Source organism: Vibrio sp. THAF190c (assembly GCF_009363355.1).
Taxonomy (GTDB): domain Bacteria; phylum Pseudomonadota; class Gammaproteobacteria; order Enterobacterales; family Vibrionaceae; genus Vibrio; species Vibrio fortis_A.
This window is the reverse complement of record NZ_CP045338.1, coordinates 429484-445067: the sequence shown is the minus strand read 5'-3', so window position 1 is coordinate 445067 and position 15584 is coordinate 429484. Positions and strand designations below refer to the sequence as shown.

Here is a 15584-nt window from a genome sequence, read left to right as displayed (position 1 = left end):
GGTTCCCGCTATTCAGCGAGCATCCACTGCTGCCAAGCCTGAGTGACGAGAGCTCTCTCTTGCTCAAACTTATCCATTGCCACATCAGCATCGAGGTTAAGTAGGTTACGGTGATGAATTTCATCACGCAGTGTGGTGTAGGCGTGAGTGAGTGCCATTGCTTGTGGTTCTTCCATAATACCCTGAGACATCAAGCTCTCGAAGATGCGCACATTATCACACCAACGTGTCAGCTTTGGTTTCTCATGGCTGTATCTCAGTACCAGATATTGAGCAAGAAACTCAACATCGGTTATGCCACCATTGTCTTGTTTAAGCATAAAGCGATCGCTTTTCTTACCGCCGAGGTGGTCACGCATTTTTTCGCGCATCTTAACTACCTCTTGCTTGAGGCTTTCACCATCACGCTCAAGACACAACACCTCATGACGCGTCTTGTTAAACGCCAATGCCAAAGGCTCATCACCATAGATCATACGTGCGCGAGTCAATGCCTGATGCTCCCACGTCCACGCTTCACTGTGTTGGTACTCGTCAAAAGCATCGGTTGGACTTACTAATAAGCCTGATGCACCAGAAGGTCTCAGGCGCGTATCAACCTCATAAAGAATGCCTGAAGCAGTGCGTGTCGAGAAGATATGAATAATGCGCTGTGCTAAGCGTAGATAGAATTGACGACCATCGATCTCTTTCTTGCCGTCGGTATAAACATGCACTGGACAGTCATGCATGAAGACAATATCCAGGTCTGAATTGTAACCTAGCTCCCAACCACCTACTTTGCCATAACCAACGACCGCAAAGCCGCGTCCATCACGGTCTTTAATGTGTGTTGGCTCGCCATATTTAGCCGATACCTGCAGCCAAGCTTGATTCACACCCGCTTCCACAATCGCCTCTGCGAGATAGGTTAAGTGATCACTCACCTTCATTACAGGCAACACACCTGCAATATCCGCCGCCGCGATTCTCAAGATACAGGTCTGCTTAAACTGACGCAGCCCCTCCATCTGCTGCTCCATATCATCCTCAGGAATGCGCGCCAGATAATCACGCAGCTCAGTTTTGTAGGACTCTAGTGGCACAGGGTTATACAACTGCTGAGGATCAATCAGTTCATCAAGCAGGATTGGGTAACGCCCTAGCTGTTCTGAGATCATTGGACTCGCGGTACACAGGCGTACCAACTGAGTCAGAGCCGCTGGGTGCTCATCGAGCAATTCAAGGTAAGTCGTTCGCGTGACGATTTTATGCAACAGGTGCAGCACACGCGACAACCCAAACTCTGCATCTTTATTGGTATATAAAGCTTGGAACACTTTCGGCATCAAACGGTTAAGAACTTCACGACCTCTTGGGCCTAACGTTTTCTTTGCGAGATCAGCCTTGAACTGAATGATGGTATTAGCGGCTTTCTGAGGGTCAACGGCATCAATGTCTGTCTCCAAGACATGCTCAATCACATCTGGCTTATGTGCCATATCCCACAGCTCACTGAAATGGCTCGCGATTGGATTCGCTTCCTCTTCTTCCACACCGATAAGCTCTTCAAACACCACATGAACGTTAGCCATGTGTTGACGAGTCTCATCAATCAGTGCTTGCCAGCTTTCAAATTGCATAGCTACCGCCAGTTGGAGCTGCTCTTGCTCATTATCAGGCAGTGTTTGAGTCTGCTTGTCGGACATCGCTTGCAGCAGGTTCTCTAAACGACGCAGGAATAGGTAAGCATCTCTGAGGTGTGCAACTTCACCGGAGTCTAAAAGCTTCAAGCTATCGATGGCTTCAAGGGTGTTCAATAGGCCACGGTCTCGCAAGCTTGGTTCACGACCACCACGAATCAACTGGAAGACCTGCGCAATAAATTCCACTTCACGAATTCCGCCAGGGCCAAGTTTAATATTGTTGGATAAGCCGCGACGACGAACCTCGCTACTGATCATCGATTTCATTCGACGCAAAGATTGAATAGCACTGAAATCAATATAACGACGGAACACAAACGGGCGCAGCATTTGGCGTAGCTCTTGATACTCAGGGTACATCTCACTCCCCATGACCCGAGCTTTCACCATGGCATAGCGCTCCCAATCGCGCCCTTGTTCTTGATAGTAATCTTCTAGCGCAGCGTAACTCATGACCAATGGACCGCTTTCACCAAATGGGCGAAGTCGCATGTCAACGCGGTAGCAAAAGCCGTCAAAGGTTTGTTGGTCGAGCGCCTTGATAATGCGCTGTCCAAGGCGCGTGAAAAACTGCGCATTAGCGATACTGCGGCGTGAACCTTGTGTCTCGCCGTTCTCTGGATAGGTAAAAATAAGGTCGATATCTGAAGAGAAGTTCAATTCTCCTCCGCCTAACTTACCCATGCCGATGATCAGCATAGGTTGAGCTTCTCCCTGCGCATTACAAGGTGTACCCCACTCTTTGCAACAGATGTTGTATTGCCACTGATAGGTTTCAAAGATCATGGCTTCAGCGAGCATTGAAAGGTGGCTGAGGCTCTGCTCTAGAGGCCAAGACGCGGTAAAATCACGCCACGCGATATAAGACATTTCGCGATTACGAAACTGACGCAACACACGCTGACCGCTCATCTCATCTTGGCATTCAGTCAGCAGGGCTGCCAACCTCTCTCGATAGCCTTCGGCACGCTCTTCACACTCAAGCATTGAAGGCAGCACTTTTGCTAACTCAGTGTCACGCTGCAAGCAATCGCCGACAAAACTGCTCAGCCCTAAAACGTAGTTAAGTTGCTCTTGATATTGAGGAGACCAAGTCGAAATCGCTTCGCCTTGATGTTCAAGCAGGTTTTCTAAAGCCGATTGAGAGTGCTGAGTAAGTGAAGCAGGCAATTGCATTTTTCTTCCTTGTTTGACTAAGCGCATACTGTCTCTATTTATATCAAACTTAAGCCAATAAAAAACGCCCACATCAGGAATGTGGGCGTTTTATCGGATTAGAAACAAAACCTAAGCGTGTAAAGCCTACTTAGACCTTGAATTGCTTGATCTTACCATCCAGCTCTTCAGCATTGGTTTGCATTATTTGTGAGGTCTCAAGAAGCTCACCGACCACTGTGACTGATGCTTCCACCAGCTCACGAACATTGGTTAGATTGACACTCATCTCTTCGGCGACGCTACTTTGTTGACCAGCTGCTGTCGCGATTTGGAAGTTCATATCATTGATTTGGTTTACTTGGTTCACGATGCCATCGAGCTCTGAGCCTGCGTTGGTGACCAAATCAACGCCTTCAGCTGCTTCGACAACACTCTTCTCCATCAACTCAACCGCAGAATTAGCACTGGTTTGCAGATGAGTGATCATATCTTGAATTTCGACCGTGGCTTGTTGAGTGCGTTGCGCTAGGTTTCGAACTTCATCGGCAACAACCGCAAAGCCACGACCCGCCTCGCCAGCACGTGCTGCCTCGATTGCTGCGTTCAATGCAAGAAGGTTAGTCTGCTCAGAAATACCTTGGATAGTACCCACTACGCTTCCAATTGAGTCCACACGCTCTTCAACTTGGTTTACCGCCGCCGCTGATGCTGCGATATCAGTCGAGAGCTCACTCATCTTAGACACAGAGCCTTGCACAAATTTTTGACCAGTCAAAGCTTGGCCTGATGCTTGTTCCGTGAGAGAAGAGGCATTCTGTGCGTGCTCAGCCACCGTTTGAACCGTTGATGTCATCTCACTCATTGCAGTCGCTAGCTGATCAATCTCGTTGAACTCTTCCTGCGCTGACTCTTTGGTTTCTGACATACTGATCGTCATCACCTCGGTCAGTGCAAATAATTCATCAGATGAAGCCACTTGCGTTTTAATCATGTCATTCAGTTGAACGCGAGTTTTCTCTAGTTCACGAGCAACATCACCGTACTCATCTTTACAGTCCATATGGATTGGCACTGACAGATTTTTATCCGCCATCGTTTTAATGGCTTCACTCAGATACTGAGTCTGGCGCAGCATTACACGTGCCGCTGCCATCAGAAGAACCACAAACACCACAATCATCAAGCCAGTTTGCCAAGCCACTTGTACTAGGTACGTTTCGTAGTGCTCTTGTGCTACTTGTGCGTTGTTCGTTGCTGCAAGCAGTGAATCATGGAATGTGCTTGCATCCCACAGCTGCTTGGCAATGATCAAAATGGTACTGAATACCATCAGCATGATCATTTTTGGAACGAGACGAACGTCAGAGATTACCCTTTCCCACGGCTTGAATGACAGTTTGGTCATTGTCAGTTCTCCATTAAGTCTTATATATTGGACGCTTCCATATCCGCGCAATAGCAACGATTTGCTAAAGATTGCGATTTATTTCGAGCTTCGTATGAATGTTAGATAGTACCAAAGACACACCCAAGCCAATGAGCTTATTATCACTGATTCTCTCTTTCTTAGCGTTATTTGTGATCTCTGGCTTATTGTTCGCACCTATCGATAGCGAATCTAAACAAGTTCTTATCGGCCTCGATTTTATAATCTGTAGTGTTTTTCTTCTGCAGCTCACTATTGATCTGTTTCGAGCGGAAAACAAAACCTCATACTTAAAAGTTCACTGGGTAGATTTCCTTGCCAGTATCCCGATGATAGAACCACTACGCTTCGCACGTATCTTTCAGATATTACGGGTTATTCTGGTTTTACGCTCAAGCAAACGTATTTTTAGAGAGCTGTTTCGCAATCGCAAAGAAACCACACTCGCCTCCATCATTTTATTGCTAGTGCTGTTGCTCACCATTGGTGCTGGCACGATTCTGCTGCTTGAGCATAAACAGCCAGGGGCGAACATTACCACTGGCCACGATGCACTGTGGTGGGCGTTTGTGACGATTAGTACCGTGGGCTATGGCGATCACTACCCTGTGACAAACTCAGGAAAACTGGTTGCCTCTTTGGTGATCATTTGTGGTGTGGGTGTATTCGGTATGATCTCGGGCTTAGTGACTTCACTAATTACAGAGCCAACCGATTTACAGAATCAGAAGCTGGAAAACAAAGACAAAAAACTCGACCTTATTCTGGAACAACAACAGCTCCTTGAACGGTTAGATAAGCTAGAACATCAGATAAAAAAATAGGGCGCAATGCCCTATTTTCATGTTCTATTTGGTTTTTATTAGTCTTGCCAATATGGCTCAACTTCAACGCTGATCTGACGCGTCTGCTCCATAGCATGCAGGATAGATACCTCTTGGCGAGCCAACCAACGCTCCAGTTGATCCTTTTCATCCCCTTCTAACTTATCAGTTAGTGGTGCTAGTGTTCTTAGCATCAACAGGTCATCAATACCCTGGATCATATCTGCCCACGGTAGACGGAAGCTATTACGTTCATCAGCATCGTATAGGCTGGCAAACCCAACACCTGAGTATAGGTTGCGCATTAGGCGGTACTGCTGATCGATGTAAGCTTGGCTGGTCATGACACGTTCAGGCGGGAAAGCTTCCATTAACTCAGCCCAAGTGCGATCTAATTGCTTAACCGAGAACCACTCAATGCCACGAGCCATTTGTTCACGCGCTTTCTCATCAAGGAATGGCTGCCAACCGCGCGATAGGATCCAACGGCTCAAATCAAGCAGCAAACCTGTATAACGCGCAGAGCTCAAAAGAGTGAGTAGTTCTTCACGATCTGGAAGCTGCTCTTGCATCTCTTTAAGTTCAGCCACCAAGAACTTACGAGCATCTAGCTTACGTAAAACGTGGCCTTTATCTTCTAGCAAATCTTCTAGATGGTCGTAGCTCTTAAGCCACTCCAGTTCTTGCTCTAACCATTTAAGCTCTTGGCGGAGGATCGCACTCGCACGACGCGGGACAATACCACCATAAATAGTAAAGGTTTGACGGATAAAACTCAGAGAATGGCTGATCTCATGCAGTGCTTCAATTGACTGGCGCTCAGTGAAGATCTGCTCATGGTAGTGCCAGTGAGACAAAGCGTGCTCTAGTGACTGAATAAAGCAAGATTCAACCGTGTCGTGCTTATCAGTATCCACCAACGCCAAAGGTTTAACTTCATCACCTTGATAACCCTGCGCCAAGCGATAGCCTTTTGCTGCTTTGCTCAGATTACCCAAACGCATCCCGCCTTGTTCACAGAACTGTCGCGACAGTGTGAATAGTGCATCAGCCTGTCCAGATTTAAGCTCTAACTCAACCTCACAGATTGGCTCTTGTTTGTCACCAGACTCAACAAAGCCTTGGTCAAACGCCACCTCAATCTGACTGCCATCAGGCATCCCCACCAGCCATTGTTCGCGAGTGAAGTTAGTCGAAAAAAGAGGAATCAGTTCAGATTGCAGTATCTCGATATCCTTACCGTCTGGCCAAATATCGCCAGGGTGAAGAGATAGATTCGGTTGATTGCTATCGTGCTCCGCATTGTACTCTGGTCTCTGGTGCAAACCTGCAACCACACGACCCGCTGTTTTTACGGTTTGTACAAATACGTCATCAAAGCGTCGAATGCGCAAGCCAGTATCGTGCTCACGTAGCCAGTTGTCCGGCGTATCAAAGTAGATGTTACCTAGCTCTCGACAACTGTGCTGAAGTACCTTCGTTTCAGCAATTTTATTGCGTAAAGTCTCTGAAAATTCAGGAGAAACAAAAAACTTCAGTTCTATCTCGGTTTCCATAGTTATACCTTTCTGGGAAGATAGGAACAGGATATTGCCAATTTTAGAACTCGGCAAGTCAGAAATATCGCTCATATGATGATCTAAAACAGTTTTAATGAGAGATTGATTAGGTTAACATGCGCGACTTTATAGCCATCGCTTAACATTTCACCACGAACATGGTGTATGTTTTTTTTAAGGTTATTATTTATTAGGTTGGACAACCATGCCAGTAAATACAATTATGGGGTTATTTGCAAAGTCCCCAATTAAACCTTTGCAACGTCACGTTGTGTGTGTGAACGAATGTTGTTCTCACCTAGTTAACTTCTTTGAAGTATCTTCAAAAGGTGACTGGGAAAAGGCAGCTGAAATTCGTGCGCAGATTTCTCATCTTGAAAAAGAAGCAGACGTACTAAAACGTGAAATCCGCCTTAAACTTCCTCGCGGTTTGTTTATGCCGGTTGATCGCACCGATATGTTGGAGCTATTAACTCAACAAGACAAACTTGCAAACCTAGCGAAAGACATCGCTGGCCGCGTTTACGGTCGTCAGCTTGTCATTCCTGCTCCTCTACAAGAGAATTTCATCGCTTACGTTAAACGTTGCCTAGATGCAGCGAACCAAGCACAAAACGTAATCAATGAACTAGATGAATTACTTGAGACTGGCTTTAAAGGCCGTGAAGTAACACTCGTTGCTGAGATGATTCATCAATTAGATGTAATCGAAGATGATACAGACGCGATGCAGATCGAGCTACGCCAACAACTAATGGCAATTGAAGCAGATCTAAACCCTGTCGACATCATGTTCTTATACAAGATTCTTGAATGGGTCGGTGGTATTGCAGACCAAGCGCAGCGTGTTGGCGCTCGTCTTGAAGTAATGCTTTCTCGATCTTAAATCAAACGTTAACTATATAACGAAGAGCACTTTTTAACCAAAACCACTTATGCGTTGAGTATTTCTCTCGCTGAGCGGTTTTTTGCGTCTAAATTTGCTCCGCTTGTTATCAAACAACTAGGTATTACGATGGATATCCTTGCTAACTACGGCACTGTCCTGATTCTTATTGCAGCAGCTTTCGGTTTCTTGATGGCTATTGGTATTGGTGCGAATGACGTTGCGAACGCAATGGGCACTTCAGTAGGCTCAAAAGCTCTAACCGTTAAACAAGCGATCATTATCGCAATGATCTTTGAATTTGCTGGTGCTTATCTTGCTGGCGGTGAAGTTACCGATACTATCCGTAAAGGTGTTATCGAGACATCTCTATTTGCACACCAACCTGACGTACTTGTATTCGGCATGATGTCAGCACTACTTGCTGCTGGTACATGGCTACTACTTGCTTCTTACATGGGCTGGCCTGTTTCAACAACGCACTCAATCATCGGTGCTATCATCGGTTTCGCTTGTGTGTCTGTTGGTACTGAAGCGGTCGATTGGGGCAGCGTTCAAGGTATCGTGGGTAGCTGGATCATTACGCCTGTTATCTCTGGTTTCTTCGCTTACGTTATCTTCGTAAGTGCTCAGCGCCTGATCTTTGATACTGAGAACCCACTGTTCAACGCTAAGCGTTTTGTTCCTGTGTATATGTTCATCACAACAATGGTGATCGCGCTAGTAACAATCAAGAAAGGTCTAAAGCACGTTGGTCTTCACCTAAGCAACACTGAAGCTTGGGTTTGGTCTGCTGGTGTTTCTGCGATTGTTATGATTGGTGGCTACCTATACATCCAGAAGAAATTCGCTAACCGCGAAGAAGACCACAGCTTTGCTGGCGTAGAAGGTATCTTCTCTGTTCTTATGGTTATCACAGCGTGTGCGATGGCATTTGCTCACGGTTCAAACGACGTAGCTAACGCGATTGGTCCACTGTCTGCTGTTGTATCAACAGTTGAACACATGGGTGAAATCACAGGTAAGAGCACCATCGCATGGTGGATTCTACCTCTAGGTGGTTTTGGTATCGTTGTTGGTCTTGCAACACTTGGCCATAAAGTAATGGCAACAGTTGGTACTGGTATTACAGAACTAACACCAAGCCGTGGTTTTGCAGCTCAACTAGCAACAGCATGTACCGTAGTTCTTGCTTCTGGTACTGGTCTACCAATCTCAACAACACAAACACTTGTTGGTGCTGTATTGGGTGTTGGTTTCGCTCGCGGTATCGCAGCTCTAAACCTTGGTGTAGTACGTAACATCGTTGCTTCTTGGATTGTAACATTGCCAGCAGGTGCACTGCTTGCGGTTGTATTCTTCTACGCAATTCAAGGTATGTTTATCGGCTAACCCTATTTCAGGGGCTGAATGCACGTCAGAAAATTGTGAGTTTCAGTAACGATATGTAAATCTCATGTCATTATTGACTCAAATACACAGAAAGGGAGGCTCAGCCTCCCTTCTTTGTTGCACCCTACCGAGAAACTAAATACTATCTGCTAACTGAGGCTGACTTATTGCCCACCCCAATTGAAATCGTTAAGGGATTTACTGTGAAAAAACTGATTAGCTTCGTTTTGTTCGCAATGCTTGCAGCCCCAGCTGCTTTTGCACAAGACCGTTATATTGCTGATAAACTATTTACTTATATGCACTCTGGCCCAAACAATAGCTACCGTATTATTGGTAGTGTCGATGCCGGTCAAAAAATCACATTCCTACAAGCAAATAAGCAAACTGGTTATACCCAAATTCAAGACAACCGTGGCCGTAAAGGCTGGGTTGAGAGCAAGTTTGTCACTTCTCAAGAGAGCATGGCACTGCGCATGCCTAAGCTAGAAAAAGAACTAGCAGAAGTAAAAGCTAAGCTGGCGAACGCACGTCAAAGCGCAGATAGTGAAAAAGCGGGCCTAATCAGCTCTCTTGATTCTCGCAACTCGCAAATTTCTGAGCTAGAGCAGAACTACAGCGAAATCAGCCAACAGCTGACAAGCGTTCAAACTGAAAACCGCGAACTACGCGCCAAGTTAGACACGCAAAAAGATGACCTACTGCTGAAGTACTTCATGTACGGCGGCGGTGTAGCAGGCCTAGGTCTGTTGTTTGGTCTAATTCTTCCGCACCTAATCCCGCGCAAGAGAAAATCACCAAACGGTTGGGCGTAATCGCAACAAATCAAAAAAGGAGCACTCATGTGCTCCTTTTTGTTTTTCTAATGTTCAATCTCCGCAGCGATCAACCTTGCCACTCATAAAGCGCTGGAATTTCGATAGCCTGCTCTTCAAACTCCACCACGATAGATTGCGGCTTCACTTCTATTAGCTGCACTTCAGGAGTTATCCAGTCCCCTTGTACCACCTCTTTGTTATTGATTTTAACCCAGCGCCTCTCTGCACTGCTTGAGTACATATGCGTTTGCAGGTTCAGGCTCGGTAAACGACCACTCAAGCTCTGAGTATGCGACTCCAACTGGACAGTCGGCTGAGGTCGGTATTGGTCAATGTCCACCTCAGGCGGTGAATCACTGTTATCAAGAATCGACTCAATCTTGAGGGCTAACTCTGGAGACAGCTCGGTAAGATCCAGTCCTTGTAACAGGTCACCTTCCATCGCTTCATTGCCTGCAAGACTAGAGCTTTGCTTCACTTGCGGATTGCTTGATTCAGCAGGCGATTGTTGCGGTTCACTCTCGAAATCAACCTGAGCCAATGCAGAGTCGTCTTGTTCGTTCGATACTTGTGTCTCTTGCTCATCGCTGTTAACCGTTTCAGCGTTAACCGATGCATCGTTCATTTGACGAGGCAAAGCTTTCAGTTCACCCGCCTGAGGTGCAGGGCGAATACTAAACAGCTCAGAATCAATGTCACTCACCACCAACTCAACGCCGAGTTCTGGGGCTTCTTGAGCAGGAATCGACTCTGGCGTGACCACACTTACTGACTCAGTTAGTGCAACTGCACTTTCTTGCTCTTTAGAGGTTCGCTCTTGATAAAGCAAGCCTCCCGCAACAAGTAATGATGGTACCAATAAGATCAATAGGCTCATCGCGATTGATGCGCCGCGATGAGAACGCAACTTAGGAGTTTGAGTCGACACCAGGTGCTGCTGGAACCCGGGCATTTCCGATTTTTGTAAACGGCTCATTGTTCGAGACATTACCCTCTCTCCTCATCAATGCTCATCAGGATAGGTGAATCTAACTGAGCGATTCGTTGTAGACGCGCAAGCGTTCTTTTCCCCGCAATGCCATCAACTGACATTCCTTGCCAGATCTGAAATGCTTCGACCTTACGCTTTAGCTCGTCATCAAACAGCTCTTGCCCCGTTACATTTTCTCCTAATGCTTCAGACAGTAGCAGATCAAGCATCGCTACCGCTTCTCCGGAATCCCCCTCTCTAAGTGTCTCTCTCAGAGGTTGTTTCCATATCGCAACATAATCGCCCTGCCACAAGGCTTCTAATGCTGAAATAGGTATTTGAACTAAAGATTGATTCACTAATAATTCAACCGACTTGTCAGAAAGACCATACAGCACTGCATGATAAGACTGTTCCTCAAAGGTCAGGTTTAATACTACTGGTGAGTTGAGTTGAATCAGTTCACGCAGTGTCGCTTGCCCTTCAACACACACAAACACACTCTGTGGTTCACTCAAACATAAGCCATCTCGAAGTGAAGATTGATAACCCCACAACTGATACAGGTCTTGGATAGCAGAAGCTCGACTTGTGCCCTGCGTGAGCTGTTGAGCAATATGTTCAGGTAACAGAGGAGCTGTTGTTTCAGCTTGAATCTCTATGGGAGCCTGCATCGCCGTTTTAATTTGAGGTTTAAGGTCAGACGCCACCTGTTCATTGACAAGCCACTTATCGATGTTTTGCGGTAGGTACGTAAACGTCCCCCAAGCGAGTCCTAAGCCTAGCACGCTCAACGCGCTGTATTGCACCTGTTTCGGCCAAACTGCCGACTGCTGTTTAACCGGCGCTTGATACACCTCAGCTTGGAACGACATGATCTGCTGACACGCTTGCTCAACGGTAGCTTGAGATGGTGTTTTTTCGCCTTGATGAAAGCTCAATTGAAGGGCTTTGTCACACACAAGGTTAATCAATCTCGGTATGCCATGGGTGTATTGGGCGATGGATTTCACTGCGCGATTAGAGAACAGCATCTGCTGTGCACCAGCTGTCTCCAGTCTAAACGCAATGTACTTACCCGCCTCTTGGGCATTGAGAGGCAGCAGGTGATAACGCCCTGTGATACGTTGTGCTAGCTGTCGAAGTTGATTGGTTTGCAAATGTTGCTGCAGCTCGGGTTGCCCCACCAGCAGCACTTTCAATAATTTACGGCTGTCTGTCTCTAAGTTAGTCAGAAGGCGCAGCTGCTCCAATACATCAGCGGCGAGATGCTGTGCTTCATCAATCACCAGCAGGGTTTGAATCCCCTGCTCATGGCTGTCCAACAAGAAACTATGAATAGCCTGACTCAGCTGCTTAAGTGAAGCTTGCTCTGGATAGTCAATCTCGAACTCATCACACACCGCTTCGAGCAGCTCGATGTTAGAGAATGTCGGATTCAGTATAAGGCCTGCTTGAGTTTGATCATCCAAAGATGCCAACATCGCCTTAGCAACGGTCGTTTTACCAGTTCCCACTTCACCTGTCAGCATGGCAAAACCACCACCGTCACCCAATCCAGCTTGCAGGTTCTGCATTGCTTCCTGATGACGCTGACTTAAAAACAAGTAGCGAGAATTTGGTACAATCGAGAATGGCATCTCTACGAAGCCAAAATATTCCTTATACATGGGCTGCCCTATAATTACGATAAATGGAAATTACCATTGCTCGCCATAAAGTCCAGCAGTGATAAAAGATTTCGAGGTGATAAGTTGCAAAACTACGATGGCTTACCAATACACCAGAGCCTAAACAGATATTTAGTAGGTGGTGCAGTACGCGACCAATTACTGGAAATTGCAAGCTACGACAAAGATTGGGTTGTCGTCGGCAGTACGCCGCAGCAGATGGAAGAACTTGGGTTTACCGCCGTTGGTAAAGAGTTTCCAGTTTTCTTGCACCCAAAAACTAAAGAAGAGCACGCACTAGCACGAACTGAGAAAAAGTCTGGCTCTGGCTATACAGGTTTTGAGTGCTATTTTGCACCTGACGTTACCCTCGAAGAAGATCTCATGCGTCGCGACCTAACCATCAACGCTATCGCACAAGATGAACAAGGTACACTCTACGACCCCTATCATGGTCAACAAGATCTAGAGAACCGCGTTCTAAGACACGTCTCAGACGCCTTTGTCGAAGATCCACTGCGCGTGCTGCGTGTGGCTCGTTTCGCCGCCAAGCTTCATCACTTGGGCTTTACTATTGCGCCAGAAACACTAGAGATGATGCAACGTATCGTTGAGTCTGGTGAATTAGAACATCTAACAGCAGAACGAGTCTGGCAAGAGTGGCACAAATCACTGAGCACACCACACCCTGAACTCTTCTTATCAACCTTAAGAGAATGCGGTGCCCTAGCCGTGGTACTCCCAGAATTGGATGCGCTATTTGGCGTCCCGCAGCCTGAAAAGTGGCATCCTGAGATCGACACTGGTATTCACACCTTGATGGTTGCTCAGCAAGCAGCACTATTAAGCTCTTCACTACCCGTTCGTTTTGCAGCCCAAGTTCATGACCTTGGTAAAGGCGTTACTCCGCCAAGTGAGTGGCCAAGCCATAAGATGCACTGTCATACGGGCCTCAAGCTGATCAAATCCCTATGTGAACGAGTACGTGTGCCGAATGAGTTTCGTGATTTAGCGTTGCTTGTCTGTGAACAGCACTCCAACATCCATCGTGCAGGTGAGCTCAAGCCATCCACCTTCCTAAAGATCCTCAACAAATTTGATGTGTGGCGCAAACCTGAGAGACTCAATGACATCTTGCTCTGTTGCCAAGCAGATCATGCCGGAAGAAAAGGATTAGAGTCTGATCCTTATCCACAAAAGCCTCGCTTTGAAGCAGCGTATCAAGCTGCATTAGGGGTCGATGTTAAAGCCGTGATTGCCGATGGTTTTAAAGGTAAAGAGATCCGAGATGAGCAAGAGAAGCGCCGTGTTCAGGCTATTGAGCTCGCTCTAGCAGCCGCTTAGAAGTAGCTAACTTGTATCATTGATTTGAACAACAAAGCCCGCTGAATCCGCGGGCTTTGTGCGTTTTGAACTTTGAGTTGGAGCTTATTGCATCATCAAGAAAGCAAAAAGACCACAACCTAGAATCAAGCGGTAGATAACAAATGGCGTCATACCCATTCGAGAGATTAACTTCAAGAAGAAGTGAATACAGATATAAGCGCTGATGAAAGAGACCACAATACCCGTCAACAATGTACCAACATGGATTGGATCACCACTAGTGACTAGCTTAAGACCTAGGTAACCGCCCGCTAGCGTGATAATAGGAATCGACATTAGAAAAGAAAAACGTGCTGCGGCCTCACGGGTAAAGCCAAGGTACAGCGCAGCAGTAATAGTTGCGCCTGAGCGAGACGTACCAGGGATCATCGCCATAGCTTGCGCCAAACCAATGAATAGCGCCTTCTTCCAGCCCGCTTGATACTCATCGTCACGCAGTGCTGAGTTCTTATCTACCCACCATAACAACAAACCAAACACGATGGTCGTGGTCGCGATAACCCACGCACTACGCAGGTAAAGCTCAATGATGTCTTTCATCAACAGGCCAAACACACAAGCAGGAATAGTCGCTAAGATGATCATCCAAGCCAATTTCGCTTCTTTGCTTCGATCACCTTTGAACACTGAACCAAAAAACGCATTCAGTAGTGAGATAACCTCTTTGCGGAAATAGATAACTACTGCCGCCAATGTACCAACGTGTACCGCCACATCAAATGCCAAACCTTGGTCTTCCCAGCCAAGTACAGCTGAAGGAAGGATCAAGTGTGCAGAGCTTGAGATTGGCAAAAATTCGGTAAAGCCTTGCACCAACGCCAAAATAAACGCTTCAAAATAACTCATTTCTAACCTTATAAATTTATAGTTCTATATCTACAACAGAGAGGGAGTCTAACTGCTCCATTTTCTGCCATATTTCACTGACGGTTCGTCCATCCTGGGGGATTACCCGAGCAGGACAGAGGTCATATAGTGGTTGTGTGACAAAAGGATATTTAAAGATATCACTGCGAGGAAGTTGAGGTTTTTGAGAAGAAACCACATCACCAAACAACACGATATCGAGATCTAAATTGCGGTCTTGCAACTTATGGGCATCCTTCGCGCGCCCGTATTTAAACTCAATTTTACGCAGCTGTTGTGAAAATTCGGTCAATGACAACAAAGTATCGAGCTCAATCACGAAGTTATAGAACGGATGGCTATCAAACCCCACCGGTTCACAGTGATAAATCGAGGAGCAACGCAGATTGCTCCCCAAAGATTGCAGCTCTAGCCAAGCGGCCTTGGCATGTTTGTCACGGTCGATATTGGTGCCGACCCCGACATAAGCAATGGTCATGCTTGGCCTCGTTCGATGACCACACCTACAGCTTTCGCTTGAGGCACTGCGCCCGGCTTCGCCAGACGGATCTTGATCCATGGCACTGAGAATTGGGTCATGATCAACTCAGCGATCTCTTCTGCAACACGCTCAACCAATAGGAAGCGACCATTTTCAATGTGCTCAAGCACCGCCGTGCTCACCTTTGAATAATCTAAAGCATCGACCACGTCATCACTTTTACCTGCAGGACGGTTGTCGTGAGCCATCTCTATATCAAGCACCAGCTTTTGCTTAATTTCTTGTTCCCAGTCATACACACCAATTGTTGTGATTACTTCTAACTGTTCGATGAAAACTTTATCCAGTGCCATTAGTTGTCCTTTTAGAGGTCGGATACCCAAAAATGGGAAAAAAACGTATTATTTGCCTAATTCAGGATATGATATCAATTACTCTTGGATTGAGCATTATTTTCGCACC

At 46.4% G+C, this 15584-nt stretch carries 13 protein-coding genes; 5 read left to right on the top strand and 8 right to left on the bottom strand.

Features of this window, described 5'->3' with window-relative positions; all coding sequences use genetic code 11:
- Positions 1 to 8: 8 nt before the first annotated feature.
- Complete coding sequence (glnE, locus tag FIV04_RS02005) at positions 9 to 2861, bottom strand: bifunctional [glutamate--ammonia ligase]-adenylyl-L-tyrosine phosphorylase/[glutamate--ammonia-ligase] adenylyltransferase (protein WP_152469511.1); 2853 nt, start codon at positions 2859 to 2861, stop codon at positions 9 to 11.
- 130 nt (positions 2862 to 2991) lie between these two features.
- Entirely contained in the window at positions 2992 to 4248 is a 1257-nt protein-coding gene (locus tag FIV04_RS02000; protein WP_150870849.1) for a methyl-accepting chemotaxis protein, read from the bottom strand.
- Positions 4249 to 4346: 98 nt separating this feature from the next.
- Between FIV04_RS02000 and FIV04_RS01995 the strand changes: the two genes are divergently transcribed.
- Positions 4347 to 5093 (top strand): potassium channel family protein, encoded by a 747-nt coding sequence (locus FIV04_RS01995; protein ID WP_152468130.1) that lies wholly within the window; start codon positions 4347 to 4349, stop codon positions 5091 to 5093.
- A 38-nt stretch (positions 5094 to 5131) separates the two neighbouring features.
- Here the strand turns inward: FIV04_RS01995 and FIV04_RS01990 are convergent, their stop codons facing one another.
- Positions 5132 to 6649, bottom strand: a complete 1518-nt coding sequence (locus FIV04_RS01990) for an inorganic triphosphatase (RefSeq protein ID WP_152468129.1) — start codon at positions 6647 to 6649, stop codon at positions 5132 to 5134.
- A gap of 208 nt (positions 6650 to 6857) precedes the next feature.
- Between FIV04_RS01990 and FIV04_RS01985 the strand changes: the two genes are divergently transcribed.
- From FIV04_RS01985 to FIV04_RS01975, 3 genes are all read left to right on the top strand, one after another.
- Positions 6858 to 7538 (top strand): TIGR00153 family protein, encoded by a 681-nt coding sequence (locus FIV04_RS01985; protein ID WP_032553084.1) that lies wholly within the window; start codon positions 6858 to 6860, stop codon positions 7536 to 7538.
- A 129-nt stretch (positions 7539 to 7667) separates the two neighbouring features.
- Positions 7668 to 8930, top strand: coding sequence for an inorganic phosphate transporter (locus tag FIV04_RS01980; protein ID WP_150870845.1), 1263 nt, complete (start codon positions 7668 to 7670; stop codon positions 8928 to 8930).
- Positions 8931 to 9133: 203 nt separating this feature from the next.
- Positions 9134 to 9745, top strand: coding sequence for a TIGR04211 family SH3 domain-containing protein (locus FIV04_RS01975; protein WP_152468128.1), 612 nt, complete (start codon positions 9134 to 9136; stop codon positions 9743 to 9745).
- A 70-nt stretch (positions 9746 to 9815) separates the two neighbouring features.
- Here the strand turns inward: FIV04_RS01975 and FIV04_RS01970 are convergent, their stop codons facing one another.
- Positions 9816 to 10736, bottom strand: a complete 921-nt coding sequence (locus tag FIV04_RS01970) for a general secretion pathway protein GspB (protein ID WP_152468127.1) — start codon at positions 10734 to 10736, stop codon at positions 9816 to 9818.
- The gene (locus tag FIV04_RS01965; protein ID WP_152468126.1) at positions 10736 to 12388 is read right to left on the bottom strand and encodes an ExeA family protein; all 1653 of its coding nucleotides are present in this window, start codon (positions 12386 to 12388) and stop codon (positions 10736 to 10738) included. The genes FIV04_RS01970 and FIV04_RS01965 overlap by 1 nt, the downstream gene beginning before the upstream one ends.
- A gap of 36 nt (positions 12389 to 12424) precedes the next feature.
- On the opposite strand from FIV04_RS01965, the gene FIV04_RS01960 reads away from it, so the two are divergent.
- On the top strand, positions 12425 to 13732 hold the full coding sequence (locus tag FIV04_RS01960; RefSeq protein ID WP_152468125.1) for a multifunctional CCA addition/repair protein: 1308 nt from the start codon (positions 12425 to 12427) through the stop codon (positions 13730 to 13732).
- Positions 13733 to 13816: 84 nt separating this feature from the next.
- Here FIV04_RS01960 and FIV04_RS01955 read toward each other — a convergent pair whose 3' ends face one another.
- From FIV04_RS01955 to folB, 3 genes are read right to left on the bottom strand one after another with little or no spacing between them, the layout of a single operon-like run.
- Positions 13817 to 14620, bottom strand: a complete 804-nt coding sequence (locus FIV04_RS01955; RefSeq protein WP_032553077.1) for an undecaprenyl-diphosphate phosphatase — start codon at positions 14618 to 14620, stop codon at positions 13817 to 13819.
- Between the two features lie 16 nt (positions 14621 to 14636).
- Entirely contained in the window at positions 14637 to 15119 is a 483-nt protein-coding gene (folK, locus tag FIV04_RS01950; RefSeq protein ID WP_032553076.1) for a 2-amino-4-hydroxy-6-hydroxymethyldihydropteridine diphosphokinase, read from the bottom strand.
- Complete coding sequence (folB, locus tag FIV04_RS01945) at positions 15116 to 15475, bottom strand: dihydroneopterin aldolase (protein ID WP_032553075.1); 360 nt, start codon at positions 15473 to 15475, stop codon at positions 15116 to 15118. The genes folK and folB overlap by 4 nt, the downstream gene beginning before the upstream one ends.
- Positions 15476 to 15584: the final 109 nt, after the last annotated feature.

Excerpts from the sequence above, each read along its gene's own strand:
- glnE (WP_152469511.1), bottom strand. The coding sequence starts at position 2,861 with ATGCAATTGCCTGCTTCACTTACTCAGCACTCTCAATCGGCTTTAGAA.
- FIV04_RS02000 (WP_150870849.1), bottom strand. The coding sequence starts at position 4,248 with ATGACCAAACTGTCATTCAAGCCGTGGGAAAGGGTAATCTCTGACGTT.
- FIV04_RS01995 (WP_152468130.1), top strand. The coding sequence starts at position 4,347 with ATGTTAGATAGTACCAAAGACACACCCAAGCCAATGAGCTTATTATCA.
- FIV04_RS01990 (WP_152468129.1), bottom strand. The coding sequence starts at position 6,649 with ATGGAAACCGAGATAGAACTGAAGTTTTTTGTTTCTCCTGAATTTTCA.
- FIV04_RS01985 (WP_032553084.1), top strand. The coding sequence starts at position 6,858 with ATGCCAGTAAATACAATTATGGGGTTATTTGCAAAGTCCCCAATTAAA.
- FIV04_RS01980 (WP_150870845.1), top strand. The coding sequence starts at position 7,668 with ATGGATATCCTTGCTAACTACGGCACTGTCCTGATTCTTATTGCAGCA.
- FIV04_RS01970 (WP_152468127.1), bottom strand. The coding sequence starts at position 10,736 with ATGTCTCGAACAATGAGCCGTTTACAAAAATCGGAAATGCCCGGGTTC.
- FIV04_RS01965 (WP_152468126.1), bottom strand. The coding sequence starts at position 12,388 with ATGTATAAGGAATATTTTGGCTTCGTAGAGATGCCATTCTCGATTGTA.
- FIV04_RS01955 (WP_032553077.1), bottom strand. The coding sequence starts at position 14,620 with ATGAGTTATTTTGAAGCGTTTATTTTGGCGTTGGTGCAAGGCTTTACC.
- folK (WP_032553076.1), bottom strand. The coding sequence starts at position 15,119 with ATGACCATTGCTTATGTCGGGGTCGGCACCAATATCGACCGTGACAAA.
- folB (WP_032553075.1), bottom strand. The coding sequence starts at position 15,475 with ATGGCACTGGATAAAGTTTTCATCGAACAGTTAGAAGTAATCACAACA.